This window comes from Devosia rhizoryzae (genome assembly GCF_016698665.1).
GTDB lineage: Bacteria > Pseudomonadota > Alphaproteobacteria > Rhizobiales > Devosiaceae > Devosia > Devosia rhizoryzae.
Genome location: NZ_CP068046.1, coordinates 1,830,181 through 1,846,605, shown reverse-complemented (window position 1 = coordinate 1,846,605; position 16,425 = coordinate 1,830,181). Strand labels below are relative to the sequence as shown.

Sequence of the window (16,425 nt, the reverse complement as noted above, 5' to 3'; positions counted from 1 at the left end):
ATAGGGTTTTTATGGCGACGCTGCGCAGCGACCTCTGGTGCATGGCCTTTGTGCGCCGGCACAATGACCTGGGAAACATGTGCGTCGTCGCGCGCCGTGGCGATCCGATCGCCGGCCAGGTTTTCATCGAACTCGACCACCTCGATGGGACGCGTTCGCTGTTCACGCCCGCGCCGGTGGTGAGCCGGGGCGAGGGCGCAGGGCTGGTGTTCCAGCGCCGGTTCAGCCGGGTGGAGCCGCAAAAGGTGCGCGACCGGATTGCCCAGGAGGCCGGGTTCGATCCCGACCTCTGGGTTATCAGCCTCGACTTGCGCGGTGACGATCCTGGTATTGAGCTGGCCAAGGCCTAGCTGGCGCGGCGGATGCCGATGCGGGCGAGGGCCTCGATAGCCTGATCGACGACCGGATTGTGCGCGGGAGCCATCTTTTCGGTGCGGCGGCTGGTCTGGGTAAAGGGCTGGTACTGCTGCTTGGACAGTTCCAAGAGGTTCACTTCGCCGCGCCAGGCGCTCATCAGGTAGGCCATGGATTCGGGCGAAACGGCGCTGAAGAGACCGGCGAAGTCGGCCAGGTCCTTGGAGCGCTCGCCGTCGTGGCTGGTGGCGTGGATCAAAACCTTCAGCCCGTCATAGGCAGTGGAGCCGAATGCGCGGAGGATCACGAAGAGGGAGGCGCCCGTGACGTCGTGGGCAATCTGCCCGCAACGCACTTCGTCAAGGCCGGTGATCTGCGAGAGGAGCTTGGTGACCTCGGGACGGCGGTTCTCGGAAAAGAGCTTCATCAGCGCCTTGGTCAATTCCCCCGTAGCGACCGACAGCTGCTCGATGGTGCGCGAGATCGGCGCGGCGGGAGTGGCGCGATTGGCGAAGGCTTCGATGACCTTGACGCGGTGTGCATCGGAAAGATCGAAAAAGGCGGGTGCGAGGAGCGCCGCGTCGAAATCGTCGCGGCGGCCGAGGGCTTCGGCAACGAGGTGGTCCATCTGCGCCGAACGCGCCAGGGCGCTGAGATAGGCGCCGCGCGGCACGATATAGGCATTGCCGGCCAGGGCGCGGTAGACCTTGCGCGAATTCATCTGGAAGAGCTTGGCGAGGACGACGTTGGAAAGGTCGGCGCGGGTCGCGAGCGTTGCGCAGGCCGGGACGTCATAGCGCGCGATGATGTCGAGCATGGTCTGGTCGGAAAGCTCGAGCGCGTTTTCGAGGAAGGGGATGAGGTCTTCGCCGATGTTGTCGACCACGAGCTTTTCGAGTGTCGGCGACAGCACCTCGGCGCGGCCGAGCATGGCGGCACCCTTGGCGCGCGCCTGCGGACCGGCGGTGGGGAAGAGGCGGTTGGCGAGCGTCTCGAACTGTTCCATTTCAGGAATGGTCGGCTTGCCGCGCCGCGCATAAGCGTCGCAAGCGGCTATCAGCAGCGTATTTGTGCGATCGACCCCGCCGGTTTCGATCAGCAGCTGAAAGGTTTCGTAGGGCTGAAATCCAAGCATTCTGGCGGAACCGTCGACTCGTTATCTGCACCAAATTCGATGCCAGATCACTCTTGCCGTCAATTCGTTAGCAGACTGTTAACCTTGACGACATCTTAATGGCCATCAAGCGCGAGGGGCGTCGCGCACATCGTTTTTAGACCGCTGCCCCCACTAGGGACGGGGGAGCATTCGTGGCTATGGAGGCCATCTTGGGTACGCTTCTACAATTTGACGGGCACAAGAAATCTGCGGAGGCCGGACCACTGTTTACCGGCGGGGCGCAGATCCTGATTTTCACCGGGGTGCGGTATGAACGCGGCGCGCCGCCGCCACCGGCAGCCGGCGTCGCCGCCAAGGGACGCAAGCGCAAGCGTGTTTGACTTTATTACGCTTGGCCGAACCGTCCTTGTTGCCCTGGCTCTTGCCACGCTGAGCGGCTGCGTCGCGCGGCCGGTGGGGGATTTCGGCCGGGCGCAGCCGGGCGTTCTGCATGACACCATCATGCCCTATGCCGGCGATCAGCTGGCGCGCGTGCGCAAGGAGCCGGTTTCCGACTTCAACCAGACTGACCAGGAAGTGCTGATGCATGATCGCACCTGGCGGTTCCTGGTGGCAGCGCATGGCAAGGACTGGATGTTCGATTCGTCGGTCGAGCTGCAGCGCACCCGCATCGGCCGGGCGCGCGATTATCAGTTTTCGACGGATCGCTACTACACCTGGCTCAGGACCACGGAATACCGGTCGTCGCCGACGCGCTATTCGACGGTGGGCCGGCACATCCTGGCCGACCTCGATACCTTGCCTGCGACGTTCCAGTCGATCTGCGCGGTGCTCGAAGTCGATCGTCAGCGCCGAGTGGCGCTGGCGGAGATCGGCGGGCTCGAGCAGGGCGTTGCCGACAATGTCGCGGCGCGGCGGGCGGAGAACCAGTGGCATATCGACTGGTTCGTGCGGGCGCTGACCTATCGCTACGACAGCTATGACTATGCGCTCGACCACCTGCTGGTCGAAACGCCGCATGAGCAATCGATCAGCGTCGACGAAAGCCTTCGCCGGATGCGGCCCTGGGTGGACCGGGCAAATCGCGGCGATTTTTGCTCCGGAGCGACGGCTGTGGGAACCGGCGGCGGTGTCACCATACCATCACGCTATCAAACTATGCGCATCGACACCGAAGTGGTCGTGCAGAAATAGGCGTATAGGTGACGGACGAGATCGAGGTGGAGCGGGGCACGCCGCTTGAAGTGTTCTGGGCCTTTCTGAAGCTCGGGCTCACGAGCTTTGGCGGCCCGATCGCTCATCTCGGCTATTTCCGCGACGAACTGGTGGTGCGGCGGCGCTGGATCGATGAAGCCGGCTATGCCGATCTCGTGGCGCTGTGCCAATTCTTGCCCGGGCCGGCATCGAGCCAGGTGGGCTTTGCGTTAGGGCTAAGGCGCGCCGGACAGCTCGGCGCGCTGGCGGCCTGGACCGGGTTTACGCTGCCGTCGGCTGTGCTTCTTGTGCTTTTTGCCTATGGCGCAGCTGCCCTCGATGGTCCGCTCGCGCAGGGCGTTTTGCATGGGCTGAAGCTCGTGGCCGTTGCGGTTGTGGCACAGGCGGTGCTGGGCATGGCCCGCTCGCTGACGCCGGATCGGGAGCGGGCGGCGATTGCGGTTCTGGCGGTGTTTCTGGTCGTGCTCGGTGGGGGCGCGCTGGGGCAGTTGGGCGCCATCGTCTTTGGCATTGTTGCAGGTCTTATCCTGTTGCGCCGGGATGACGAGCCTAAGGCCGATCAACCGTTCTTCCCGATTTCATCGACGCTTGGCCTGATTGCATTGGCCCTGTTCGTGGTTTTGCTGGCCGGGCTTCCCTTGCTTGCAGGGGCGGGGCAGGGCGTGGCCTTGTTCGACGCCTTTTATCGCGCCGGATCGCTGGTTTTCGGCGGCGGCCATGTCATGTTGCCGCTTCTTGAGGCTGAAACCGTCCTCCGCGGCTGGGTCTCGCCCGATGCGTTTCTTGCCGGCTATGGCGCAACGCAGGCGGTGCCCGGGCCGCTTTTCACTTTTGCCGCCTATCTTGGCGCGGTGAGCAACGGCTTGCCCGGCGCCGCAATCGCGCTGGTCGGCATTTTCCTGCCGGGGCTGCTGATCCTCTTGGCGGCGCTGCCGTTCTGGAACAGGCTTCGCCGCTGGTCGGGGGCGCAGGCTGCGATGCGCGGCGCCAATGCGGCTGTGGTCGGCATTCTGGGCGTGGCGCTTTACGATCCGGTCTTTACCAGCGCCGTCCTAACGCCGCTCGATTTTGCCTTGGCTCTCGCTGGCTTTGTCGCCCTGGTGTCCTGGAAAGTGGCGCCCTGGATGGTCGTGGTCGGCCTCGGCCTGGCTGGAGCCTTGATCGGCTTAGTTTGACGGCCGCGGTCCGCAGGTAATCTGCGACAGCGCTTCCTCGAACCGTGGGCGCATGACTTCATGCGGGGGCGAAAGGCGGAGCAAAACGAAAAGTTCGTTGCTGCTGGCCTCGACGACAAGCAGGCCTTCTTCGACATCGATCTGCTGCTGGGCCAGGAGCCGCGTCTGCGCGGCATTGAAGATGCCCATTTCGACCGTCTGGCCGATGCCGTCTCGATTGGTGGTCGAATAGGTGACGATGCCCGAAGTGTTGAAGAGGGCAACCGACCAGAAGGCATCGGGAAGCGAGCCGCTGAGATAGGCGGGGCCTTCCGAAAGGTCGAGACGGCAAAGGCCGTAGCTCAGTTCCGGATCAAGATGCAAAGGATTGGGTTGGCCTTGGGCAATGGGTGGCAAAACCAGGACTCGGTTCTTCGCATCGAGCGCTGCGACGCGGGTCCAGGTGGTTTCTTCCGCCAGCATCGGAAGGGTTAGGATCACGACGATATGGATGACGCCGCCCAGGAGCACGCCGCCGATCAACCAAAGCACGGTGCGGATCATCGGCAGGCCTCGCTGGTGATCGAGGGCATGACCATGTCGGCGGAGGTGAAGCCCAGAAGAGCTGTCGTATCGTAGAGCGTCATGACAAGGCTGAAGGGGCCAGTGCCGGTGAGTTCGAGCCAATTGAGCGGGCGCAGCTGCGTGCCGACATGAATGCGGATGGCGCCGTCGACGCGTACCAATTCGCTCGAGCGCATGGCTGTATCGGTGCCCGGAGCGGCAAGATTGATCCAGTTGGCGTCGATGGCTTCGAGGGTCCAGAACGTTGAAACCGGCACATGGCCGTCGAGACGGTAGGAGCAGCTGAGATCAAGCGGAGCGCCGTCGCTGTCCTGGGTGGCGATAAAGGTGAGGCCTTCGCTGCGCCCAAGCTGCAGCGCCGCTTCGCGCGTGATGTGGCTGCGCGTATAGGGATTGGGTGAGGGCGAGCCAATATCGGGCCAGGTCGTCCACGGTCCAAGTTGCACCGCGCCGAAGAGGCGGCCATCGGTCAGCGCGTAGTAGCTGAGACCAAAGCCTACCGCGAGGGCCACCGCAATCATCATCAGCAGGCGGAGGACGAAACGCACGGAGCTCAGCTTCTCTCAGATAGCAACATAGTGGCTGGACCGGCGGATTTGCGGTTACCTATGGCTATACCAATGGCTCGGGCGGGGCGAAAGCGATTCTGCCGGGAAAGTCGCGGACGTGAGGAGGCTCGGATGATTGGCACGCGCGGGGTTATCGCGGTTCTGGTGGTGGCGCTGTCAGCCAGCGCGGTTCGGGCGCAGCCGGTGCTCACCGATTGGGCGGGCACCTGGTCGGCAGGGGAGGAGCAGGAAATCTCAATCGTAGCCAACAAGAAGTCGCTCGGCATCGAAGGCTTTGCGACTTGGGGTGCGAGCGATCCGGAGCGGGTGGAGCGCGGCGGGGTCAATGTCGGCGAGTTCAGCGTGACAGTGCCGCGCAGCTGGATCGAAGACAACCGGCTGGTTTTCATCGCGGGCGATGAAGGGGCGGAGCCGGTCGGCATGGTGGCCGATGACTATGCGTGTTTGATCGAGATGATGCTTGATGGCGAGGTCTTGCGGGTGGGGGACAATATGATGTGCGGGGGGATGAACGTGACGTTTTCCGGAGAGTATCGGCGGGAGTAGGGGGGAGGGCGGTTGCGGGAAGACACCCCTCCCTAGCTTTGCTACAGCGCTTCGGACCTAGCCACGCTCGGAAGGGGGTAACTTAGAGCCCCGTCGTGGCAACCGGTGTCGAGGCGCTAGCTGTGTCTGTAACCGGGCGGGCATTGGCCAGCGTGGTTTCGAGGCGGCCGGCGAGGTCCAGCAGCTTGCGCGCGGCGGCAGGCTTGAGGCTGGGGGGACGCTGGACCACTTCTTCGACTTCTTCATCCGTCGCATCGGCGATGATGGTTTCCGGCATTTCGAAGTCGATGCCGAAGACCGGCTGCACCTCGACATTGGTGTGGGCGTAGGCCATGAACTTCTGCCAGGCAATAGCTGGAAGCGTGCCGCCCGTGAGGTTGTTGGTGGGCCGGTAGTCATCGTTGCCGAACCAGACGGCGGCGACGAAATTGCCGGTGAAGCCGCAGAACCAGGCATCGCGATATGAGGTCGTGGTGCCGCTCTTGCCCAGGGTCGGCACGCCCTCGATCTGCGCACGGGTGCCGGTGCCGCCGGTGACCACGGCGCGGAACATCTGGTTCATATAGGCGACGGTCTGCTCGGAAAGGACGCGCTCCTTGGGTGCCTCGATATCATGCTCCCAGATGACCTGGTCGTTGAGCGTTGTAAGGCGCGTGATGCCATAGGCGGGTGTCTTGAGACCGTGGTTGGCAAAGACGGCATAGGACGAGGTCATGTCGATGACCGACACCGAGGCGACGCCCAGCGCCAGCGAGCGGGTGACGGGGTATTCTGCGCGCAGGCCCATGCGATGGCTCAGCGCGGCGATCGGGTCGCGACCGGTCTTGATCGAGAGGGTGACCGGGACGGTGTTGAGCGACTGGGCGAACGCGCTCTGGAGGCTCACCGTGCCCTTGTAGTTGCGGCCGTAATTCTGCGGGCACCAGTCGCCGATGCAGACCGGGCGGTCGGTGATCGGATCGGAGGGCGTGAGGCCGAGCTGCTCGAAGGCTTCGGCATAAACGAAGGCTTTGTAGGCCGAGCCCGGCTGGCGCGTCGACACGATGGCGCGGTTGAACTGCGATTTGGCATAATCGGTGCCGCCGACCATGGCACGGATGGCGCCTTCGGTGTCGGTCACGACCATCGAGCCTTGTTCGACGCGATACTGCTCGCCCTGCTCGCGGATGACGGAATTGACCGCTTCCTCCGCATAGCTCTGGAGCGTCGTATCGATCGTGGTGCGGACCTGGAAATTGTTGCCCGGCGCATTGTTGGCTTCGATCAGGAGCTTGGCTTCCTCGAAGGCGTAATCGAGAAAGTAGTTGGGCGAATTAATATCGGCGGTACGATCGATGGCAGAAGCCGGGTGCCGGCGGGCAGCGGTAACCTGGCCTTCGGTGAGGAAGCCCGAGGCGACGAGGTTGGTCAGAACGAGGTTGGCACGGCCGCGGGCTGCAGCAAGATCGACATGCGGCGCGTAGTTGCCGGGAGCCTTGAAAAGGCCGGCGAGCATGGCAGCTTCCGCCAGCGAAATGTCCTGCACGCGCTTGCCGAAATAGTATTCGGAGGCGGCGGTGACGCCGAAATTGCCGCCGCCCATATAGGCGCGGTCGAAGTAGAGCTTGAGGATCTGGTCCTTGGAATAATGCCATTCGAGCCAGACGGCGAGGAAGGCCTCAACGATTTTGCGGTTGATAGTGCGTTCCGAGGAAAGGAACAGGTTTTTCGCCAGCTGCTGGGTGATGGACGAACCGCCCTGCGTCCCGCGCTCGCCCTGGGCATTGGTGGCAACAGCGCGAAGCGTACCGACGACGTCTATGCCGAAGTGTTCGTAGAAGCGCCGATCCTCCGTCGCGAGCGTCGCTTTGATCAGATAGTCCGGCATTTGGTCGAGGGCGACGCTGTCGTCAGAGCGGATGCCGCGGCGGCCGATTTCGGTGCCGTAGCGATCAAGAAAGACGACGGAATAGTCCTCTGCCTTGTTGAAGGCGCCACGGTCGATGATGTCGAAGGCGGGGAGGGCGAGGGCGACGACCAGCACAACGCCGATGGCGGCGAAGCTGAAGGCGTCAGATAAAACCTCGACAAACAGGCGCTTTATGCCGGAAACGTGAAAGCGGGACATGAAGTCCTGGTAGCGCGTATAGCCGCGGCCGGCGGTCTGCCAGAATTCGTAGAGCGACGAATCGAGCCAGGCGTCGGCGGCCAGCATGCCGGCCGGCTTGCGCCGCTTTTCCTTGGTGTAGAACGGATCCTGCACGTCTTGCCCCAACCCAGTTCGACCAGCTCACATGTTGCCCCGCCGCTGGATCGAGGACAACACAATCGCTGGAATATGATTGCGTTCCCGCCCGGGCAAGCGCAAACCGGCCACAACTTAATGCAGAACGGTTTCGGATGGCTTTCTGGGAAGAAAAAACCCTCGAACAAATGACGCCAGCAGAGTGGGAAGCGCTCTGCGACGGCTGCGGCCGCTGCTGCCTGATCAAGCTCGAGGACGAGGACACGGGGACGCTGATCACCTCGGACGTGCGCTGCCAGCTACTGGACGGCAATGGCTGCGGCTGCACCGATTATCCCAACCGTCAGGCCAAGGTACCCGACTGCATCAAGCTCGATACGGTCAATGTGCGCACCATTCCCTGGATCCCGACCACCTGCGCCTATCGCCGCATGGCGGAGGGCAAGGGGCTGGCCTGGTGGCACCCGCTGGTTTCGGGCGATCCGCAGACGGTGGTGGATGTGGGCGTCTCGATCAAGGGGCGGACGTTTCTCGAAACCGAAGTCGATCCCGAAGAATGGGAAGCCCATGCCGTGGACTGGCCGGAATACGAGCCGCCCGACCATTTGTGAGGGTGGTGGTTACCGGGCGTTAACCACTCCTGTGGCCTGATCGGCGCTTAGCGAACGGCCCAGGATAGGCTCGATGAACTCCATCTCAAGCGGCAAGGACGGCTTCTGGTCCCGGGTGCGCGCGGCTTTGGGCCGTGGCGACGAGGGTGCGGACGCGACCGGCCGCAAGATGCTGCCGCCACAGCGGATCGACGAAGAACTGCGCAAGGGCTGGAACGAGGCCGCCGAGCACAAGGTCTCGCTCTGCGTGCTGGCACTCGAAATGGACCTTTATGCCGAGTATTTTGCCGCCTATGGCGCCGAGGCGGTCGAGGAAAGCCTGACGACGCTCGAGGCGGCGATCAACGCCGTGTTGCCGCGCCATGGCGATCTTTGCGTGCGCGGCGAACAGGCCGGCTTCGTGATCGTCCTGCCCGACATGCCGCGGCTGATGGCGCGCGAACTAACATCCCGCATCGCCGTGGCCGTCCGCCGCCAGGGCCTGGCGCATCGGGGCAGCCATGCCGGGCATGTGACGCTGAGCATGGGTCTTTGCGTGGTCAACCCCCAGGGCCCGCTCGACCGCTCCGTCCTCAGCGGCGCCACCGAAGCGGTGGAAAAGGCGCAGCGCCGCGGCATCGGGCGGCTCGAAATCGTCGACTATCGCGGCATGGACGAAAAGCGCGCCAAAGCCGCCTGACGCCGGGTTGCCACTTTTGCCCTGAGCCCCTAAGAGGGCCGTCCCCATTTTTCGGACGGACCTCATGACCCTTGCCTGCGGCCTCGACTTCGGCACGTCCAATTCCACGCTCGGCCGTGTCGCGGCGGACGGACATCCGCTTCTCGTGGCGCTGGAAGGCGAGCACCAGACCATGCCCAGCGTCTTGTTCTTCGGCTTCGAGGATAATCGCACCTATTTTGGGCGCGCGGCGGTGGCCGAATATGTGACCGGCGCCGAAGGGCGGCTGATGCGGTCGCTCAAGAGCGTGCTGGGAACGGCGCTGTTTGCCGACACGACGCGGATCAAGGGCCGGCGGCTGGGCTTTGGCGATATCATCGGCATCTATGTCGCCGAGCTCAAGCGCCGGGCCGAGGCGCGGCTTGGCGCCGAACTGACGCGGGTGGTGATGGGCCGCCCCGTTCAGTTCGTCGACGATGACCCCGCAGCCGATCGTGCGGCGCAGGATCAGCTCGAAGCAGCGGTGCGGGCGCAAGGCTTTGCCGAAATCGCGTTCCAGTTCGAGCCGATCGCGGCGGCGCTCGATTACGAGCGGCAGGTGAGCGGTGAAAAGCTGGCGCTGATCGTCGACCTTGGCGGCGGCACGTCGGACTTTTCACTGGTGCGGGTATCACCGGATCGGGCCGGCAAGGCAGATCGGTCGGGCGATATCCTGGCCACGGCGGGCGTCCATATCGGCGGCACCGATTTCGATCGACTGCTGGCGATGAGCCGGGTCATGCCCGAGCTGGGACTTGGATCGCGAACAAGGGACGGCAAGCGCCACCTGCCTGTCGCGCCCTACTACGATCTTTCGACCTGGCACCGGATCAACCGCCTCTATGACGCGCAGGCGATCCGCGACCTGCGCTCGACCATGCGCGAGGCGGTGGAAGCAGAACGGGTCGAGACCATGGTCATGCTGGTCGAGGACCGGCTGGGGCACCGGCTGGTGGGGGCGGTCGAGGCGGCCAAGATAGACCTGTCGGACCGGGAAAGGACGGCATTCGCTTTCCCGGTGCGCGAGCGCGAGATTGCGACCGCGATCACGGTCGGCCAGTTGGGCGAGGCGCTGGAGCAATCGGTGCTGCGGCTGGAAACAACGATTGCCGAAACCTTGCAGCGGGCAGGGGTGGCAGCCGGCGATGTCGACAGCCTGATCCTGACCGGCGGTTCGACCCTGGTTCCGGCCGTCGCCGGGCGGCTGCAGGCGATGTTTAGGAGCGCCGAGGTGGTGCGGACGGACGTGCTGGGGAGCGTCGGGCTGGGGCTGGCGATGGAGGCAAGGCGCATCTTCGGCGACTAAGCATCTCCCAGGACTTCCATGCGTTAGCGATGGAAGCATGGGGGTTCGATGACATATCTGCAGTTCAAGTTGCGCCAGCTGTTGCAGCGCATGTGGTTTTTGCCGGCGGCATTCTCGCTGCTCGCGGTGCTGACGGTGGCGATAGCCTATATTCTGGCGCGCTATGCGCCCGACGAACTGCCCTTCGTCCTGCCCAGCAATGCCGTGCAGACGATCCTTGAAATCCTGGCATCGAGCCTGCTGACGGTGGCGGTCTTTGCGCTCTCGACCGTGGTCGGTGCCTTCTCGGCTGCATCGAGCGCGACGACGCCGCGCGCCGTGCCGCTGATCGCCGGGGACATGCGCGCTCAGACCTCGATCTCGGTCTTTATCGGCGCGTTTTTGTATTCGATCGTCGGCATTATCGGGCTATCGGCGGGGCTCTACAACGATACGGGGCGGGTCTTCCTGTTCGTCATGACGCTGGGCGTTCTAGTACTGGTCGTGGCGTCGCTGATCCGCTGGATCGGCCATATCTCGGTGATCGGTCGGGTTGGTCACACGATCGGAGTGGTCGAAGAGGCGACGCGAAAATCGCTGAAGACCATGAGCGAACATCCGCTGTTCGATTGCGGGCGGCTCGATGGCGAAGCGCAGGGGCAGCCATTAAGTGCCGAGCGGCCTGGTTATGTGCAGCTTTGCGATGCCAAAGCCTTGCAAAAGCTAGCGGAGGAACATGACCTTCGCATCAGCGTGCTGGGGAGGCCGGGGACCTATGCCACGCCGGTGCGGCCGCTGCTGACGGTCGAGGGAACGTTCGACGAGGATCTGGGCAAGGCGCTGCTCGCCTGCTTCGTTCTTGGCGAACAGCGGGCCTATGACAGCGATCCGCGCTTTGGCTTTATCGTCCTGGGTGAAATTGCCGACAAAGCCATGTCCGCCGGCATCAATGATCCGGGCACAGCGATCATCGTCATCGATACGGTGACGCGCCTGCTGCTGGAATGGCACGACGAGCGCAAGTGCGGCGAGAACGACCGTGTGCTGGTCGCGCCGCTGGTGCCACGCGATGTGCTGGTGGACTTCTACCGGCCGCTGGCGCGGGACGGAGCAGGGATCATCGAGGTGGTGTCGCGGGTGCTCAAGAGCCTCGAGACCGTGGCCGCGACGAAGCCGACTTTTGCCGCAGCGGCGCGGGAGATGGCGAAGGATGTGGTGGCGCGGGCGGAGGCGGCGATGACGGCGGAGAGTGATTTAGGGGATTTGAGGGTGGTGGCGGGGTGGGTTGGGGAGAGGGATTAGGGTTGGTTGAGAGACCCCCACCCGGCCTCCCCTTTAGGAGGGGGAGGAGTTTGGCCGGTGCTAGCCGCCGGCTGGGGAGAGGCACAGAGGGGCTCCTCCCCCGTCTTTCGGGGGAGGCGGGGTGGGGGGCTTCACTTCGTACAAGAGCAAACGGGCACTAAACTTATCCCACTTATCCTCCCGTCACGGCCTTGGGCTATAGTTCAGGCATAGTCGAAGAATTGGGTTAGGAAGCCGAGCGGATGTCTTGCCAGCGTTGGTTGCGCAGGGCGGAGGGGTCGGCGAGGGCGCAGTCGAAGCGGCCTTTGATGAAGGCGTTGAAAAAGCCGGTGCGGGACGGGGCGTCGCGCAGGGCTTCGAACATGTGTTCGGGCACGCCGAAATACTTGTAGCGGCGGAAGTTCGGGCCGAACCAGATCGAGAGCTCCTCGAGGTCTGGTTTGTAATGGATCTTGCGGATTCCTGCGGACATCGGGGTTCTCCCATGTGACTCCGCAAAGACGAATCCCGCTCGATTCCCGCGCGTTCCGGCGGCGGGATTCACATATGAGTCAACGACATGGCAGAAACGACCAAAGCCCGGCCTGACTGGGAAAGCATCCGTGCGGAATATGAGGGGCGGCACTTCCAGACCAAGGTGATTTGCAGCCGCTATGGGATCACGCTGGCACAACTTCGCTACCAGCGAGAGCGCCACCATTGGAAGAGCAACCGCACCAAGCCACCCGACAAGGGCCAACTTGTGACGCGCATGCTGCGTGTCCTCGATCAACAGGTAACCAAATTGGAGCAAGCGGTGGACGAACCGATCGACAAACAGACCGCTACCCTGGCGACGCAGGTCAAAACACTCGACAAGCTGATCGAACTGGGCGCGTCGGAACGCAATGTCGAGCCGGTGACACGCCGCAATATGGCAGATATCCGCGCCAAACTGGTGGATCGCCTTGCCCAATCAAAGCGCTAACCGCGAGGAAGCCGAGCGCGAAGTGGCCCTCAAGAGCGATGACGAAGCCTATCGGCTTTTGTTCTCGTGGCCTGATTGGGCAAGACCCGAACAACTGGCGCCCGAGGGAGACTGGACAACCTGGCTGCTCATGGGGGGACGCGGATCGGGCAAGACGCGGGCCGGCGCCGAATGGGTTCGGGGCTTGGCCCGGCAAGAGATTGGGCCCATTGCTTTGGTGGGCGAAACCATGGGCGAGGCGCTCGACATCATGGTGCGCGGGGAAAGCGGACTTCTCGCAACCTGTCCGGATGAAGAGCGGCCAGTGCTCAAGGGAAATAACCGCCTTGTATGGCCCAACAAGGTCGAGGCCATGATCATGACGGCTTCTGATCCGGAGCGATTTCGCGGTCCCCAGTTTGCTGCGGCCTGGTGCGATGAAATCGGCAAATGGCCGCGGGCAGAGGAGGCCTGGGATCAGCTGCAGTTTGGCCTCCGGCTGGGGGACCGGCCGCAGCAGCTGGCGACCACCACGCCGCGTGCGACGCCGCTGATAAAGCGGCTCGTTTCGGACAATCAAACGCGGGTGGTGCGGATGACCACCCAGGATAACTATAAGTATCTGGCGCCATCTTTCATGGATGCGGTCGTTGGGCGTTATCGGGGAACCTTGCTAGGCCGGCAGGAACTCGAGGGCGAGCTGATCGAGGATCGCGAGGATGCGCTCTGGCAGCGCGCGATGTTTCGGCACGGCAGCGAGGGGGCTGACGGGCGGGTGGTGGTGGCGGTGGATCCGGCAGTCACCGGCACGGCGCGCTCCGATGCCTGTGGCATCGTCGTGGCGGGACGGAGCGGGGAGGGCGCCGTGGTGCTGGAGGACGCGACGTTGCGCGGCGTGCAGCCGACGGTTTGGGCCAAGCGCGCAGTGGCGGCGTTTCATGCTCATGACGCCGACTGCATCGTGGTCGAGGTCAACCAGGGCGGCGATCTGGTGAAGCAAATGCTGCATGGGGAAGACCCGAGCGTGCCGGTGCGCGAGGCGCGGGCGACGCGCGGCAATTGGGTGCGCACTGAGCCGGTGGCGGCGCTTTATGCCAGGGGGCTGGTGCGCCATGTCGAGGGGCTGACAGCGCTCGAAGACGAACTTTGCGCCTTTGGCCCGGACGGTAAGGCGGACGGGCATTCGCCGGATCGCGTGGATGCGCTGGTCTGGGCGCTGACCGAGCTGGTGCTGAACGAAAGACGGCCGCGCATCCGCGGACTTTGAGGATAACTAGATGGCTAACTGGATGAACCGCCTTTTGGGCGGGCGATCGAACACGCCTCGTGAAAGCAAGGCTTTTGCGGGCCACACCATGCTGACCCTAAGCCAGCTGGGGCCGGCGCAATGGAGCGGGCGCGGCTATGCCAGCCTCGTCAACCAGGGGTTCATGCGCAATCCGGTGGTTTATCGCTGCATACGGCTGATTGCCGAGGCCGCCAACCGGGTGCCGCTCACCGTGGTGGCGGACGGGCAGAAGGTCGCCGATCATCCGCTGGCGGAGTTGCTAGCGCGGCCCAACGGCCGGCAGTCCGGCGCGGAACTGCTGGAAGCGGTTTATGCCTATCTGCAGACGGCGGGGAATGCGTATCTCCAGGCCGGGATCGTCGATGGCGCGGTGCGCACCCTATTCGTGCTGCGGCCGGATCGAATGAGCGTGGTGGCCGGGCGCGACGGCTGGCCGGTGGCTTATGACTACAAGGCCGGGGGCAGGGCGACGCGGATTGGGCAGGAGCCGCTGCCGGTGCCGGGCGTCTTGCACCTGGCGCTGTTCCACCCGCTGGACGACCACTATGGCATGGCGCCGCTCGAGGCCGCGCAGACGAGCCTCGATATCCACAATGCCTCGGCGCAGTGGAATAAGGCGCTGCTCGACAATGCGGCGCGGCCGAGCGGGGCACTGGTTTATTCGGCGGCGGGCGGAAACCTAACCGAAGACCAGTTCAGCCGGCTCAAGGGCGAGCTGGAGGAGCAGTTTTCGGGGGCGGCGAATGCGGGCCGGCCCATGGTGCTCGATGGGGGGCTGGACTGGAAGGCCATCGCCATGAGCCCGCGCGAAATGGATTTCATCGAGGCGCGCCATGCGGCGGCGCGCGACATTGCGCTCGCCTTCGGCGTGCCGCCCATGCTGCTCGGCATCCCCGGCGACAATACCTATGCCAACCTCGCCGAAGCCAATCGGGCGCTGTGGCGCCAAACCCTGGTGCCGCTCGTGGTGCGTGTGGCCGAGGAATTGAGCGGATGGCTGGGGCCCGCGTTTGATGGGGCTGAGGTGGTACCTGATTTCGACGGGGTCGAGGCACTGGCCGACGACAAGGCGAGCTTGTGGGCACGGGTGAGCGCGGCGGATTTTCTGACCGACGCTGAGAAGCGGGAGCTGGTGGGGCTAGGCGGCACGTGACTGGCGGCGATAGCCAGCCAGAAGCCCAAGGACGGAAATATCTTCGTCGAGGTCTTCCCAGTGAATGCCCTCACCGACGCCGATCAAGCGCCAGTTGGCGCGATGGGCCTGCGACGCATCGCGCAGCCGCGGGAACCAGGCAACGGGCACCGACAGCCCGCGGCCGTCGTCGAGACTGACATGAAGCGTCGTGTCGTCAACGGAGACGTCAATTGCGAGCGGTTCAGTTTCGAGGGTCAAGGTGTTCATGCCACGCCTTCAGGAATGCATCTCGATTGGCGAGCACTACCTCGCGCAACGGCCCAAGCTCATGAGCGCGGAACCGTTTCGATGATGCCAGTTCCACGGGCTCAAGCCAATACTTGGCGAGCTTGTCACCGAATTCAACATGGATGTGGGGCGGCTCGTTGCCCTCACCGCTGTAGAAATAAAACCGGTAGCCGTCCAGGCGAAGGATCGTGGGCATGAAGCCTCCTGTCCAATTTGGCATGACGCTAGCGTGCGGCTGCACCAAGAGTCTTGGCCTAGCCGCCGCCAGGTTAACGGAGGGGGAAATTTCCTGTGAATGACCTGACCAAGACCATCATCGAGCGGGGGGATCTGGCGCATTTGGCGCTGTTTTTGTGGGCGAGCGGGGCGAGTGCGCTTCTGGTGTGGAGCCTCAAGGAAATGGCGCAGGTGAACCGGCACTTCAACGACTTCGTGCGCGAGATTGCCGCATTGAATCAGCTGTTCCGGAAGGAGGACTAAGAACATGACCGAAAAGGGAAATCGCGAAGCGGCGCAGCAGACGTTCAAGCAGTTTGCGTGGAACCTGGCGGGGACGATCGCCGACCAGAAGCGCGGTGCGGGCAAAGGGCAGACGCGGCGCGGGTCGGCGGGGGGCAAGCGCTGATGGGGGCGATCCCGATCGATGGCGACGGGCGCTTTTCGGGCTATGCCAGTGTCTTTAACCGGCTCGACGGCGGCGGCGACGTGGTGTTGCCGGGAGCTTTCAGCAAAAGCCTCAGCCGAAAGCGCGGGCGCATTCGGCTCTTGTTTCAGCACGATCCCAAGGAGCCGGTCGGCATCTGGGAAAGCCTGGGTGAGGACAGCCACGGGCTCTTCGTTTCCGGGCAGCTGACGGGCGGCGTGCCGCGGGCGGAGGCGCTGCGGCGGCTGATCGAGGCGCGGGCGCTCGATGGGCTCTCGATCGGCTTTCGCACGGTCAAGGCCAGCCGCGAGCCGGGAACCGGCTATCGCATGCTTCATGAGATCGACCTTTACGAAGTGTCGATCGTGACCTTTCCGATGATGGAGGACGCGCGCATCGCCGCCCCCCTCACGGCCGGCGCGGCGATTGCCGCCGCCACACGACAAATCCGCAACCGATAGGGGAC

At 63.9% G+C, this 16,425-nt stretch carries 22 protein-coding genes; 15 read left to right on the top strand and 7 right to left on the bottom strand.

What is annotated here, in order from left to right; all coding sequences use genetic code 11:
* The first annotated feature begins 11 nt into the window (after positions 1-11).
* Positions 12-350: a DUF1491 family protein gene (locus tag JI748_RS09165; protein ID WP_201629777.1), complete on the top strand. Its 339-nt coding sequence runs from the start codon at positions 12-14 to the stop codon at positions 348-350.
* Here the strand turns inward: JI748_RS09165 and JI748_RS09160 are convergent.
* Complete coding sequence (locus JI748_RS09160; protein WP_201629776.1) at positions 347-1,489, bottom strand: DUF2336 domain-containing protein; 1,143 nt, start codon at positions 1,487-1,489, stop codon at positions 347-349. The two genes, JI748_RS09165 and JI748_RS09160, sit on opposite strands and share 4 nt — an antisense overlap.
* A 191-nt stretch (positions 1,490-1,680) precedes the next feature.
* Here JI748_RS09160 and JI748_RS09155 point away from each other — a divergent pair, with 191 nt between their 5' ends.
* From JI748_RS09155 to chrA, 3 genes are read left to right on the top strand one after another with little or no spacing between them, the layout of a single operon-like run.
* Complete coding sequence (locus JI748_RS09155) at positions 1,681-1,851, top strand: hypothetical protein (RefSeq protein WP_201629775.1); 171 nt, start codon at positions 1,681-1,683, stop codon at positions 1,849-1,851.
* The gene (locus JI748_RS09150; protein WP_201629774.1) at positions 1,844-2,665 is read left to right on the top strand and encodes a hypothetical protein; all 822 of its coding nucleotides are present in this window, start codon (positions 1,844-1,846) and stop codon (positions 2,663-2,665) included. Before JI748_RS09155 ends, JI748_RS09150 begins: the two co-directional genes overlap by 8 nt.
* A gap of 8 nt (positions 2,666-2,673) precedes the next feature.
* Positions 2,674-3,861, top strand: coding sequence for a chromate efflux transporter (gene chrA, locus JI748_RS09145; RefSeq protein ID WP_233280474.1), 1,188 nt, complete (start codon positions 2,674-2,676; stop codon positions 3,859-3,861).
* Here chrA and JI748_RS09140 read toward each other — a convergent pair.
* Both JI748_RS09140 and JI748_RS09135 read right to left on the bottom strand, forming a co-directional pair.
* Positions 3,853-4,404, bottom strand: a complete 552-nt coding sequence (locus JI748_RS09140) for a DUF1254 domain-containing protein (protein ID WP_201629773.1) — start codon at positions 4,402-4,404, stop codon at positions 3,853-3,855. The genes chrA and JI748_RS09140 overlap by 9 nt on opposite strands.
* Positions 4,401-4,973: a DUF1214 domain-containing protein gene (locus JI748_RS09135; RefSeq protein ID WP_201629771.1), complete on the bottom strand. Its 573-nt coding sequence runs from the start codon at positions 4,971-4,973 to the stop codon at positions 4,401-4,403. The genes JI748_RS09140 and JI748_RS09135 overlap by 4 nt, the downstream gene beginning before the upstream one ends.
* 132 nt (positions 4,974-5,105) lie before the next feature.
* Here JI748_RS09135 and JI748_RS09130 point away from each other — a divergent pair, with 132 nt between their 5' ends.
* Complete coding sequence (locus JI748_RS09130; protein WP_201629770.1) at positions 5,106-5,540, top strand: hypothetical protein; 435 nt, start codon at positions 5,106-5,108, stop codon at positions 5,538-5,540.
* Positions 5,541-5,622: 82 nt separating this feature from the next.
* On the opposite strand, the gene JI748_RS09125 is transcribed toward JI748_RS09130, so the two are convergent.
* Positions 5,623-7,782, bottom strand: coding sequence for a transglycosylase domain-containing protein (locus JI748_RS09125; protein WP_233280473.1), 2,160 nt, complete (start codon positions 7,780-7,782; stop codon positions 5,623-5,625).
* Positions 7,783-7,919: 137 nt separating this feature from the next.
* On the opposite strand from JI748_RS09125, the gene JI748_RS09120 reads away from it, so the two are divergent.
* From JI748_RS09120 to JI748_RS09105, 4 genes are all read left to right on the top strand, one after another.
* Positions 7,920-8,375 (top strand): YcgN family cysteine cluster protein, encoded by a 456-nt coding sequence (locus JI748_RS09120; RefSeq protein WP_201629769.1) that lies wholly within the window; start codon positions 7,920-7,922, stop codon positions 8,373-8,375.
* A 73-nt stretch (positions 8,376-8,448) separates the two neighbouring features.
* Positions 8,449-9,054, top strand: a complete 606-nt coding sequence (locus JI748_RS09115; RefSeq protein WP_201629768.1) for a diguanylate cyclase domain-containing protein — start codon at positions 8,449-8,451, stop codon at positions 9,052-9,054.
* Positions 9,055-9,118: 64 nt separating this feature from the next.
* The gene (locus JI748_RS09110; protein WP_201629766.1) at positions 9,119-10,378 is read left to right on the top strand and encodes an Hsp70 family protein; all 1,260 of its coding nucleotides are present in this window, start codon (positions 9,119-9,121) and stop codon (positions 10,376-10,378) included.
* 48 nt (positions 10,379-10,426) lie between these two features.
* Positions 10,427-11,659, top strand: a complete 1,233-nt coding sequence (locus tag JI748_RS09105; RefSeq protein ID WP_201629765.1) for a DUF2254 domain-containing protein — start codon at positions 10,427-10,429, stop codon at positions 11,657-11,659.
* Between the two features lie 226 nt (positions 11,660-11,885).
* Here the strand turns inward: JI748_RS09105 and JI748_RS09100 are convergent, their stop codons facing one another.
* The gene (locus tag JI748_RS09100; RefSeq protein WP_201629764.1) at positions 11,886-12,131 is read right to left on the bottom strand and encodes a KTSC domain-containing protein; all 246 of its coding nucleotides are present in this window, start codon (positions 12,129-12,131) and stop codon (positions 11,886-11,888) included.
* A gap of 87 nt (positions 12,132-12,218) precedes the next feature.
* Between JI748_RS09100 and JI748_RS09095 the strand changes: the two genes are divergently transcribed.
* The 3 genes from JI748_RS09095 to JI748_RS09085 are packed head-to-tail and all read left to right on the top strand — an operon-like array spanning position 12,219 to position 15,046.
* Positions 12,219-12,626 carry a hypothetical protein gene (locus JI748_RS09095; RefSeq protein ID WP_201629763.1) on the top strand — a complete coding sequence of 136 codons (408 nt, stop codon included), beginning with the start codon at positions 12,219-12,221 and terminating at the stop codon, positions 12,624-12,626.
* Complete coding sequence (locus JI748_RS09090) at positions 12,607-13,872, top strand: DNA-packaging protein (protein WP_233280472.1); 1,266 nt, start codon at positions 12,607-12,609, stop codon at positions 13,870-13,872. The genes JI748_RS09095 and JI748_RS09090 overlap by 20 nt, the downstream gene beginning before the upstream one ends.
* A 10-nt stretch (positions 13,873-13,882) precedes the next feature.
* Positions 13,883-15,046 carry a phage portal protein gene (locus JI748_RS09085; protein WP_201629762.1) on the top strand — a complete coding sequence of 388 codons (1,164 nt, stop codon included), beginning with the start codon at positions 13,883-13,885 and terminating at the stop codon, positions 15,044-15,046.
* Here the strand turns inward: JI748_RS09085 and JI748_RS09080 are convergent.
* Both JI748_RS09080 and JI748_RS09075 read right to left on the bottom strand, forming a co-directional pair.
* A complete protein-coding gene (locus JI748_RS09080; RefSeq protein WP_201629761.1) occupies positions 15,032-15,295 on the bottom strand; it encodes a DUF2442 domain-containing protein in 264 nt (87 codons plus the stop codon). The genes JI748_RS09085 and JI748_RS09080 overlap by 15 nt on opposite strands.
* The gene (locus JI748_RS09075; protein WP_201629760.1) at positions 15,270-15,512 is read right to left on the bottom strand and encodes a DUF4160 domain-containing protein; all 243 of its coding nucleotides are present in this window, start codon (positions 15,510-15,512) and stop codon (positions 15,270-15,272) included. The genes JI748_RS09080 and JI748_RS09075 overlap by 26 nt, the downstream gene beginning before the upstream one ends.
* A gap of 95 nt (positions 15,513-15,607) precedes the next feature.
* Here JI748_RS09075 and JI748_RS09070 point away from each other — a divergent pair, with 95 nt between their 5' ends.
* From JI748_RS09070 to JI748_RS09060, 3 genes are read left to right on the top strand one after another with little or no spacing between them, the layout of a single operon-like run.
* Positions 15,608-15,796, top strand: coding sequence for a hypothetical protein (locus tag JI748_RS09070; protein WP_201629759.1), 189 nt, complete (start codon positions 15,608-15,610; stop codon positions 15,794-15,796).
* 4 nt (positions 15,797-15,800) lie between these two features.
* Entirely contained in the window at positions 15,801-15,941 is a 141-nt protein-coding gene (locus JI748_RS09065; RefSeq protein ID WP_201629757.1) for a hypothetical protein, read from the top strand.
* Positions 15,941-16,420, top strand: coding sequence for an HK97 family phage prohead protease (locus tag JI748_RS09060; RefSeq protein WP_201629755.1), 480 nt, complete (start codon positions 15,941-15,943; stop codon positions 16,418-16,420). The genes JI748_RS09065 and JI748_RS09060 overlap by 1 nt, the downstream gene beginning before the upstream one ends.
* Positions 16,421-16,425 lie beyond the last annotated feature (5 nt).

What these genes read in the sequence shown, in the direction of transcription:
- JI748_RS09065 (WP_201629757.1), top strand. Translation starts at nt 15,801, where the DNA reads ATGACCGAAAAGGGAAATCGCGAAGCGGCGCAGCAGACGTTCAAGCAG.
- JI748_RS09105 (WP_201629765.1), top strand. Translation starts at nt 10,427, where the DNA reads ATGACATATCTGCAGTTCAAGTTGCGCCAGCTGTTGCAGCGCATGTGG.
- JI748_RS09140 (WP_201629773.1), bottom strand. Translation starts at nt 4,404, where the DNA reads ATGATCCGCACCGTGCTTTGGTTGATCGGCGGCGTGCTCCTGGGCGGC.
- JI748_RS09120 (WP_201629769.1), top strand. Translation starts at nt 7,920, where the DNA reads ATGGCTTTCTGGGAAGAAAAAACCCTCGAACAAATGACGCCAGCAGAG.
- JI748_RS09080 (WP_201629761.1), bottom strand. Translation starts at nt 15,295, where the DNA reads ATGAACACCTTGACCCTCGAAACTGAACCGCTCGCAATTGACGTCTCC.
- JI748_RS09130 (WP_201629770.1), top strand. Translation starts at nt 5,106, where the DNA reads ATGATTGGCACGCGCGGGGTTATCGCGGTTCTGGTGGTGGCGCTGTCA.
- JI748_RS09110 (WP_201629766.1), top strand. Translation starts at nt 9,119, where the DNA reads ATGACCCTTGCCTGCGGCCTCGACTTCGGCACGTCCAATTCCACGCTC.
- JI748_RS09100 (WP_201629764.1), bottom strand. Translation starts at nt 12,131, where the DNA reads ATGTCCGCAGGAATCCGCAAGATCCATTACAAACCAGACCTCGAGGAG.
- JI748_RS09115 (WP_201629768.1), top strand. Translation starts at nt 8,449, where the DNA reads ATGAACTCCATCTCAAGCGGCAAGGACGGCTTCTGGTCCCGGGTGCGC.
- JI748_RS09160 (WP_201629776.1), bottom strand. Translation starts at nt 1,489, where the DNA reads ATGCTTGGATTTCAGCCCTACGAAACCTTTCAGCTGCTGATCGAAACC.
- JI748_RS09095 (WP_201629763.1), top strand. Translation starts at nt 12,219, where the DNA reads ATGGCAGAAACGACCAAAGCCCGGCCTGACTGGGAAAGCATCCGTGCG.
- JI748_RS09060 (WP_201629755.1), top strand. Translation starts at nt 15,941, where the DNA reads ATGGGGGCGATCCCGATCGATGGCGACGGGCGCTTTTCGGGCTATGCC.
- JI748_RS09165 (WP_201629777.1), top strand. Translation starts at nt 12, where the DNA reads ATGGCGACGCTGCGCAGCGACCTCTGGTGCATGGCCTTTGTGCGCCGG.
- JI748_RS09075 (WP_201629760.1), bottom strand. Translation starts at nt 15,512, where the DNA reads ATGCCCACGATCCTTCGCCTGGACGGCTACCGGTTTTATTTCTACAGC.
- JI748_RS09085 (WP_201629762.1), top strand. Translation starts at nt 13,883, where the DNA reads ATGGCTAACTGGATGAACCGCCTTTTGGGCGGGCGATCGAACACGCCT.